Genomic DNA, 8,007 nt, shown 5'->3' on the forward strand with positions numbered 1-8,007 from the left:
ACCCCGACCGCACCGCCCTCGTCGAGGGCGACCTGCGCCTCACCTTCGCGGAGCTGTGGCGCGAGGCCCGTGCGCAGGGCGCGGCCCTGACCGGCCTCGGCGTGCGGCCGGGGGACCGCGTCGCCCTGATGGCACCCAACACCGCCGAGTTCCCGAAGGCCTACTACGCGATCCTCGCCGCCGGGGCGGTCGTCGTCCCCGTCCATCTGCTGCTCTCCGCCGAGGAGGTCGAGCACGTCCTGCGGGACAGCGGCGCGAGCCTGCTGCTCTGCCACCCCGCGCAGGCGCCGACGGGCGAGATCGCCGCCAAGGCCACGGACGTACGGATGCTGACACTGGGCTCCGGGGGCGAGCTCGACGCCCTGGCGCGCGACACCGAGCCCCTCACCTCCTACGTCACACGGAACGCCGACGACCCCGCCGTCGTCTTCTACACCAGCGGCACCACCGGCGTACCCAAGGGCGCCGTACTCAGCCACTTCAACCTCGTGATGAACGCGACGGTCAACGCCTTCGACGCCAACGACGTCCGCCCCGACGACGTCGCCCTCGGCGCGCTGCCGCTCTTCCACGCCTTCGGCCAGACCGTCTCGATGAACTCGACGTGGCGCGCGGGCGCCACCCTCGTCCTGCTGCCCCGCTTCGACGCCGCACGGGCCATCGAGCTGATGGTCGAGGAGGGCGCGAACACCTTCCACGGCGTGCCCACCATGTTCGTCGGCCTGGTCTCCGCCGCCGCGTCCGCCGCCGAACTGCCCGCGCTCCGCCTCTGCGTCTCCGGCGGCGCCTCGCTGCCCGTCGCCGTACTCGAAAGCTTCGAGGAGGCCTTCGGCACCCCCGTGTACGAGGGGTACGGCCTCTCCGAGACGTCCCCCGCCGCCTCCGTGAACCAGCCCGACCTCGGCACCCGCGCGGGCACCATCGGCCATCCGCTGTGGGGCGTCGACGTCGAGATCGCCCGCGCCGACGTCGAGGACCGCGTCGAACTGCTGCCCGACGGTGAGATCGGCGAGGTGGTCATCCGCGGCCACAACGTCTTCTCCGGCTACCTCGGGCGCCCCGACGCCACCGCCGAGGCCCTGGTCGACGGCTGGTTCCGCAGCGGCGACCTCGGCACCAAGGACGCCGAAGGATTCCTGACCATCGTCGACCGCAAGAAGGACGTCATCATCCGCGGCGGCTTCAACGTCTACCCGCGTGAGGTCGAAGAGGTCCTCATGCGCCACCCGGACATCGCCCAGGTCGCGGTCATCGGCCTGCCCGACGCCCTGCACGGCGAGGAGGTCTGCGCCGTCGCCGTCGCGGCGCCCGGCGCGGCGGTGGACACGGACGCCCTCATCGCCTGGTCCAGGGAGCACCTCGGCCGCCACAAGTACCCGCGCCGCGTCGAAGTCACCGCCGAACTCCCGCTGGGCCCCAGCATGAAGGTGCTCAAGCGCGAACTGCGCGCCCGCTACTCCGCTGAGGAGGCGCGCTGACGCGCCGCCGCCCCGCGGACGTACTCGGCGGGACGGACGCACTCAGCGGGACGCGACCGTGGCGCCCGCCACCTCCGGTGTGAGGCCCTGCTCCAGGTCCTCGGCGAGCAGCCGCTTGGCGATGGCGTCGACCGCCGCCGTGAGCTTCTCGTCCGGCGGCCGTCCGAGGTCCTTCTCGATCTCCTCGCCCAGCCACTTCGACCACGCGGCGGCGATGGCACCGGCCTCGCGCTCCCCGGCCGGGGTGTGCGAGAAGTACGTACCCGTACGGGTCAGGAAGCCCTCCTCCACCATCCGGTCGAAGACGGGGACCAGGACCTCGGCCGGAATGCGGCGCCGGGCCGCGATGAGACCCAGGCTCGCGTGGCCCACCATGCGGGTGAAGAGCGCGACCTGCATGACCGCCCAGGCGCCCGCGATGTCGAGCCGGGTGTCGGAGTCCCTGATGATGCCGCGCGCGGTGCTCATGCCGACGTTGCGGACGATGTGTGCGACGCTCCGCTGGAGGTGGAGCCCCGAGTCCGAGCCGGTCGGCTGCGCGAAGCCCTCGCCCATGTCGGGCGCGCTCTCGCGGGCGCTGTCGCGCAGCCGCACCTGCTTGAGGAAGAGCGCCACGAGGAAGCCGAGCAGCGCCACGGGCACGGTCCACAGGAAGACGGTGTGCAGGGTGTCCGCGTACGCCTTGACCACCGGCGCCGCCGCCGCGCCCGGCAGCTCGTGCACCCCTTGCGGGCTCTGCGCCGCCTTGGAGATCGCCGCCGGGTCCGCGGTGCCGGTCCGCGCGGCGTCCGCGATGCCGTCCCTGAGGTTCGGCGCGAGGGTGTTGGCGTAGATGGTGCCGAAGACGGCCGTGCCGAACGAGCTGCCCAGGGTGCGGAAGAAGGTCACGCCCGAGGTCGCGGTGCCCAGGTCCGCGTACGGGACGGTGTTCTGCACGGCGATGGTGAGCACCTGCATGCACAGGCCGATCCCGGCGCCGAGCACGAACATGTACAGCGATTCGAGCCAGGTGCTCGTGGTGTCGTCCATGAGGGAGAGCAGGAAGAGCCCGAGCGCCATCACCAGGGCGCCGACGATGGGGAAGATCTTGTACGTGCCGGTCTTGCTGACGACGTTGCCGCTGAAGATGGAGGCGATGAGCAGGCCGATCACCATGGGCAGCGTCCGCACGCCCGAGATCGTGGCCGAGTCGCCGTCGACGTACTGGAGGTAGGTCGGCAGGAACGTCATCGCGCCGAGCATCGCGAAGCCCACGATGAAGCTGAGGATCGAGCAGACGGTGAAGACCGGGTTGCCGAAGAGCCGCATCGGCAGCATGGGCTCGGCGGCCCGCGTCTCCACCACGCAGAACAGCGCGAGCGCGACGATGCCGCCGACGAAGAGGCCGATGATCGTCGGGGAGCCCCAGGCGTACTGGTTGCCGCCCCAGCTCGTCGCGAGGATCAGCGCGCTCGCCCCGATCGCGACGAGCGCGATGCCGAGGTAGTCGATGACCGGGCGCAGCGCCGACTTCACGACGGGGATGGTGCGGGCCGCCGCGAGGACCACGACGATCGCGATGGGGACGTTGACGTAGAAGGCCCAGCGCCAGCTCAGATGGTCGGTGAAGAGCCCGCCGAGCAGCGGTCCGATCACCGTGGAGACGCCGAAGACGGCACCGATCGCGCCCTGGTACTTGCCGCGCTCGCGCAGCGGGATGACGTCCGCGATCAGCGCCATGGACGTGACCATCAGACCGCCCGCGCCGATGCCCTGCATCGCCCGCCAGGCGATGAGCAGCATCATGTTCGTGGACAGGCCGCACAGGAACGACCCGGTGATGAAGATGACCGCGGAGATCTGGAAGACGATCTTGCGGCCGAACAGGTCGCCGAACTTGCCGACGAGGACCGTGGCGACGGTCTCCGCGAGCAGGTACGACGTCACCACCCACGACATGTGCTCCGCCCCGCCGAGGTCGGAGACGATGGTCGGCAGCGCGGTGCCGACGATCGTCTGGTCGAGCGCGGCGAGCAGCATCCCCAGCATGATCGTGACGAAGACGACGTTGCGGCGGCGCCGGTCGAGGACGGGCGGCGCCTGCGCCTCCGCGGCGGCGGGGGCGGATTCCGGTGCCGGCTGATCGGTGGTGGTCACACCGACACCCTCACACCGGGGCGCGGCCCGTGCATGCGGGGCGAGTCCGCTCCGGTGACGGGTCCGGCTAGCCCGGTGTGCTCGCGCGCAGGCGCGGGGCCTCGGCCGCCGCCTCCACCGGGGCCGCCTCGCGTTCGAGCCGCCCGGCCAGGGCCTCCGCCCACGCCTTGAGCTCCGGTACGCGGATGCCGTACGGCCGGTCGAGGCCCGATTCCGCGGTCCACGCGGTGATCGCCGCCGTCCCGCGGCGCAGCAGCCGGGCGCCGCCGGTGGGGTTGCCGCGCGCCGCGTGGGTCAGGCCCACGGCGAGCTGGGCCAGGCCCTGCCACAGGGCGCGCTCGGCCCCGGGCCCCGACTTCCACGCGTCCTCGAAGACCTCGTGCGCGTGGAAGGGCCGCCCGGCGTCCAGCAGCTCCTGCGCCTCGGCGAGGGACTGCCCGGGGGTGCGGACGACGCCCTCGGGCTGGCGGGCCACGCCTTCGGCGCCATGGGGCAGCGGCCTGCCGAGGCCGTCGCGGGGGCGCTGGTTGCGGGCGCGGCCCTCCGCGTCGCGGTCCCGGTCGCGGTCAGAATCGTCACGTCGCGGTGCGGTGCTCATAGGTGGATTGTCGCGCGTACCTGACGGCGGTCACCGGGGAACGGAGCACCCTCGGCCGTGCGGTAGAGTTCTTCTTGTGATCACGCGGGACACCGCGCCGGACACATCGGGACGTGGCGCAGCTTGGTAGCGCACTTGACTGGGGGTCAAGGGGTCGCAGGTTCAAATCCTGTCGTCCCGACGGGAACGTCGGACAGAGGGGCCATCTTCGGATGGCCCCTTCGTCGTGTGCGCCCCCGCGCGCGGGGCCCGTGTGCGCGCCCGCGCGCGGGTCCGTCGCCGTGTCCGGGCTGCCGGTACCGCTTTTTGCGTAGGGATTGAGCGCCTCGGCCAGCAGGAATGCGGAGTATGTTGAAAGGCGCGGGGTGACGGCCTGTGATCAGTCCAGGCAGCCCCGCGACCGATCCGAGGGGGATGGCCGTGTTCGAGATCCTGACCGACCTGCTGGACTCACCCGACAACCCGCCGGGCCTCCCGGGCGCCATGCCCGCCGTACCCGGCGGTGACGTGCTGTTCGGGGTGCACGGCGAGATCCAGAACGGAAGCTATGTCAGCGTTCCGGACCCCGACGAAGTGACCACCTCCGCGCACCCCAGGTAGCTCCGCTACGCCACGGGCGTGGCCCGGATCGCGGAGATGTCGAACTGCAGGCGCACCTTCTCGCTCACCATGGTGCCGCCCGCCTCCAGGCGCTGGTTGTAGACGAGGCCCCACTCGGTGCGGTCGATCGTCGTGGTGCCGTCGAAGCCCGCCCGCTCGTAGCCGAAGGGGTCCACGACCGAGCCGAGGTAGTCGAGCTGGAGCTCGACGGGCCGGGTGACGTCGCGGATGGTCAGATCCCCCGCCATGCGGAAGCTCTCGCCCCCTTCGTGCAGCGCGGAGGTGCTGCGGAACGTCATCTCCGGATGGTGGCGCGCGTCGAAGAAGTCGGGGCCGACGAGATGCGCGTCGCGCTGCTCCACGCCCGTGTCGACGCTGCCCACCCGGATGGTGATCTCGGCCCGCGACTCCGAGGGCCGCGCGCCGTCGAAGTACAGCGTGCTGTCGTAGTCGCCGAAAGCACCGCGCACCGTCGTGACCATCGCGTGCCGCACCGAGAAGCCGATGCGGCTGTGCGGGCGGTCGATGGTCCACTCCCCGGTCAGCGCGCGCAGCGCGGGATCGAGCGGCGCCGCGCCGGCCGCCGGGGGGAAAGACGTACCGACGCCGACATCCTGCGTCCGCTCTATGGTCGCCGTCTGGCGGCGGCTGAAGATACCCATGATGTCCGTGGTCTCCTTCGGGATTGATCACTCCGTGCTATCACGCCAGCCGCGTGGCGTGAGCTGCGAGATGGGCGGCCTCGTCCGGGTTCCATGGTGTCGACGGCAAAGCTCTACGAGATCAGCACGGATGTGGACGCCCCCGAGGCGTACCGGGCGTCACGCAAAGTCACGGTGCCGCTGTCCCCGGGTGGCTAGGACGCCAGGGTGCGGCGGGCGCACTCCGCCGTCACGGCGCTCAGGCTGCCCGTGCGCTCCAGGAGCTCGCGCTGGACGCGGGCCCCGTTGCCGTGTTCGAGCAGGCCCGCGGCGGTCTTGCGGACCATGCCCAGGTCGCCGGTGTCGGCGAGGGCGTCCTTGACGTGGTCGATGAGCGCCTCGACCACCTCGGGGCCGGGCGTCGGCCGCATGGTCACCGGGTCGAGGAGGACGTCGTCGATGCCCGACCTGGCGGCCCGCCACGCGGCGAGGCGCAGCAGGCTCACACCGTGCGGCAGCGGCGGTCGGCCCGCGCGCCAGTCCCGCGCCGCCGTCTCGACCAGCGCCCTGGCCAGCGCGGCGACCAGAATCGTCGATGAGGCCTCCAGGCAGACGTCGGCCACCCGGATCTCGACGGTGGGGTAGCGGTGGGAGAGCCGGGCGTCGAAGTAGACCATCCCGCGGTCGCGCAGGACGCCGCTGGCGACCAGGGCGTCGACCTGCCGCTGATACCTCTCGGCCGAGCCGAAGATCTCCGTGGGTCCCGCCATCGGCCAGCGCCCCCACACCCGGTTGCGGTAGCTGCTGTAGCGGCTGTCATTGCCCTGCCAGAAGGGCGAGTTGCCGCTCAGCGCGAGCAGCACCGGCAGCCAGGGCCTGATCCGGTCGATGACGGCCACGCCCTCCTCGTCCGAGTCGACGGAGACATGGATGTGGCAGCCGCAGGTGAGCTGCTCCTGGGTGGTGAGGCCGAACTGCTCGTCCATCCACTGATAGCGCGGGCCCACGTTGAGCCGGGGGCTGACCGGTAGGGGAGAGGTGGCCAGGGCGGCGACGGCACCGCCCACGGCACCCGCGTGCCGGTCGGCCTCCGCGCGCCACCGGACGACCTCTTCGAGGAGGTCGTCCATGCTCGTACGGGGCTGCGTGGCGAATTCGAGCTGCTGGTCCTGGAGCTCCCTCTCGAAGGTCTCCTCCTCCGGGGCGCGGTAGTCGGAGTCCTGGGGCCCGGCGCCGGTGTCCCCGGCGGTGTCCCTCGCGGCCCGCGCCAGTACCGCCGACGACAGGGCCGTCGGCTCACCGCTCTCGCGGTCGATGAGGAGAAGCTCCTCCTCCACTCCTACAGTGCGCACGCTGCCCATCCTCAAGCTCCTTCTCGCCGGTGGCGGGTGCCTCCGGACCGTTCCTACGGGTGGCGGTGGCCACCGTGGTCCTAGCAAGTACCCCGATGTCGCTCCGGCAGCCGCCGTCGGGGGGCTGCGGGCGGTCGAATGTTTCAGCGAGAGCTTTTCGGCAAAGCGATGCTTTATGGTGCAAATCGGCTACACAATGATGACCGAGCAGGCCGGGCCCCGCGCTCTGGTCGACGATGTGGTCGCGGCGGAGCGCGCCGGTTTCGACTTCTCCGTCACCTCGGACCACTACTTCCCGTGGCTCGCGTCCCAGGGGCACGCGCCGTACGCCTGGAGCGTTCTCGGCGCCGCCGCGCAGGCCACCTCCCGCATCCCCCTCATGACGTACGTGACCTGCCCCACCGTCCGCTACCACCCGGCCGTGGTGGCGCAGAAGGCCGCGACCATGCAGCTCCTCTCCGAGGGCCGCTTCCGGCTCGGCCTCGGCTCGGGCGAGAGCCTCAACGAGCACGTCGTCGGCGCGGGGTGGCCCTCGCCGCAGGTCCGCATCGAGATGCTCGAAGAGGCCGTCGAGATCATCCGCGCGCTCTTCACCGGCGACAACGTCAACCACCGGGGCACGCACTTCGACGTCGCCGACGCCCGCCTCTGGGACCTGCCCGACGAACTGCCGCCCATCGGCGTCGCGGTCTCCGGAAAGCGGTCCTGCTCGGTGGCCGGGCGCCTCGCCGACCTGGTCATCGCGACCGAACCCAAGGCCGAACTGATCGAGGCCTTCGACCGCCACGGCGGCAGCGGCAAACCGCGCGTCGGCCAGCTCCCGGTCTGCTACGACCCCGACAGGGACGCCGCGATCGCCCGCGCCCACGACCAGTTCCGCTGGTCCGTCGGCGGCTGGCCGGTCAACGCCGAGCTGCCGGGACCCTCCGGCTTCACCGGTGCCACCCAGTACGTGACCCCGGAGGCTCTCGCGGAGTCCATCCCCTGCGGCGACGACGTGGAGACCTTCGTGGAGTCCGTACGGCCCTTCGTGGACGCGGGCTTCACCGAGATCGCGCTCGTCCAGGTGGGCGGCGACCACCAGCGTCCCTTCATCGAATGGGCGGAGAAGAAGCTCCTGCCCGCACTGCGCGAGCTCTGACCCCCGGTTGCCCGGGCCGCCACCGGATACCCGGCCCGCCACCGGGTACCCGCGCCCCATC

The 8,007-nt window shown here is 71.7% G+C and carries 7 protein-coding genes and 1 tRNA gene; 4 read left to right on the top strand and 4 right to left on the bottom strand.

All coding sequences use genetic code 11. From position 1 onward, the window contains the following. Nucleotides 1-1,478: long-chain-fatty-acid--CoA ligase (locus tag AB8Z36_RS24615; protein ID WP_369215551.1), on the top strand; the 1,478-nt coding region annotated here is incomplete at its 5' end. 42 nt (nt 1,479-1,520) lie between these two features. Here AB8Z36_RS24615 and AB8Z36_RS24620 read toward each other — a convergent pair. Next, nucleotides 1,521-3,614, bottom strand: coding sequence for an MDR family MFS transporter (locus AB8Z36_RS24620; RefSeq protein WP_369215552.1), 2,094 nt, complete (start codon nt 3,612-3,614; stop codon nt 1,521-1,523). A 67-nt stretch (nt 3,615-3,681) separates the two neighbouring features. Continuing rightward, complete coding sequence (locus tag AB8Z36_RS24625) at nt 3,682-4,212, bottom strand: DUF309 domain-containing protein (RefSeq protein ID WP_369215553.1); 531 nt, start codon at nt 4,210-4,212, stop codon at nt 3,682-3,684. Between the two features lie 107 nt (nt 4,213-4,319). Between AB8Z36_RS24625 and AB8Z36_RS24630 the strand changes: the two genes are divergently transcribed. Both AB8Z36_RS24630 and AB8Z36_RS24635 read left to right on the top strand, forming a co-directional pair. Next, nucleotides 4,320-4,393, top strand: a tRNA-Pro gene (locus AB8Z36_RS24630). 233 nt (nt 4,394-4,626) lie between these two features. Further along, entirely contained in the window at nt 4,627-4,812 is a 186-nt protein-coding gene (locus AB8Z36_RS24635; RefSeq protein ID WP_369215554.1) for a hypothetical protein, read from the top strand. 5 nt (nt 4,813-4,817) lie between these two features. Here the strand turns inward: AB8Z36_RS24635 and AB8Z36_RS24640 are convergent, their stop codons facing one another. Together AB8Z36_RS24640 and AB8Z36_RS24645 are read right to left on the bottom strand one after the other, a co-directional pair. Then, complete coding sequence (locus tag AB8Z36_RS24640; protein ID WP_369215555.1) at nt 4,818-5,474, bottom strand: YceI family protein; 657 nt, start codon at nt 5,472-5,474, stop codon at nt 4,818-4,820. A gap of 194 nt (nt 5,475-5,668) precedes the next feature. After that, entirely contained in the window at nt 5,669-6,814 is a 1,146-nt protein-coding gene (locus AB8Z36_RS24645; protein ID WP_369215556.1) for a glutamate--cysteine ligase, read from the bottom strand. 166 nt (nt 6,815-6,980) lie between these two features. Here AB8Z36_RS24645 and AB8Z36_RS24650 point away from each other — a divergent pair, with 166 nt between their 5' ends. Next, nucleotides 6,981-7,946 carry an LLM class F420-dependent oxidoreductase gene (locus tag AB8Z36_RS24650; RefSeq protein WP_369215557.1) on the top strand — a complete coding sequence of 322 codons (966 nt, stop codon included), beginning with the start codon at nt 6,981-6,983 and terminating at the stop codon, nt 7,944-7,946. Nucleotides 7,947-8,007: the final 61 nt, after the last annotated feature.

The organism is Streptomyces flavofungini, from assembly GCF_041028215.1.
GTDB classification, from domain to species: Bacteria; Actinomycetota; Actinomycetes; order Streptomycetales; family Streptomycetaceae; genus Streptomyces; species Streptomyces flavofungini_B.

Coding starts and splice junctions, on each gene's coding strand:
- AB8Z36_RS24625 (WP_369215553.1), bottom strand. CDS start 4,212: ATGAGCACCGCACCGCGACGTGACGATTCTGACCGCGACCGGGACCGC.
- AB8Z36_RS24635 (WP_369215554.1), top strand. CDS start 4,627: ATGGCCGTGTTCGAGATCCTGACCGACCTGCTGGACTCACCCGACAAC.
- AB8Z36_RS24640 (WP_369215555.1), bottom strand. CDS start 5,474: ATGGGTATCTTCAGCCGCCGCCAGACGGCGACCATAGAGCGGACGCAG.
- AB8Z36_RS24645 (WP_369215556.1), bottom strand. CDS start 6,814: ATGGGCAGCGTGCGCACTGTAGGAGTGGAGGAGGAGCTTCTCCTCATC.
- AB8Z36_RS24650 (WP_369215557.1), top strand. CDS start 6,981: ATGGTGCAAATCGGCTACACAATGATGACCGAGCAGGCCGGGCCCCGC.